1 protein-coding gene is annotated in these 433 nt (G+C 52.4%); it reads right to left on the bottom strand.

What is annotated here, in order from left to right:
• On the bottom strand, positions 1 to 377 hold a 377-nt coding region (locus tag I6F37_RS40725; RefSeq protein WP_225154479.1), incomplete at its 3' end, for a hypothetical protein.
• Between the last annotated feature and the right edge of the window lie 56 nt (positions 378 to 433).

Genomic DNA, 433 nt, shown 5'->3' with positions numbered 1-433 from the left:
ATGAGATACAAGCACCAGCCTTCCAGGATTTCCGGCTTAGCCATCTTGGCCTGAGCGAGCAGCCATCGTTCGAGTGCCATGTGGATCGATTCGATAAGTGTCGGTGCGACCTGGGTGCCTCGATAGAGGTTCCAGATGCGGTTCGATACGAACTGCTTGATAGGCGGTTTGCCGTCGATATGTATTTCGACCTGCTCCACCTCGGCCTTACCGAGGTCGGTCGTGGCAAAGTAGTCGACTGCCCTATTGGTGAAACCGAGAATGAAGTCCGCTGTTTCCTTTGGGGCAGCCTGCAGCAAGTTCAATATCGGTGTTTGGAGAGCGCTAGCTGGATAGTAGTCCGAATGATTGCTAGCCAGATCGAAATACGATTCCATTTCGATATCGTGGCGACCGGAGTACCAAGCGTTCTTTTCCTTGGGTGGAGTGTAAA

Source organism: Bradyrhizobium sp. NBAIM08 (genome assembly GCF_020193935.1).
GTDB lineage: Bacteria > Pseudomonadota > Alphaproteobacteria > Rhizobiales > Xanthobacteraceae > Bradyrhizobium > Bradyrhizobium yuanmingense.
This window is presented reverse-complemented; position numbering and strand designations above follow the sequence as displayed.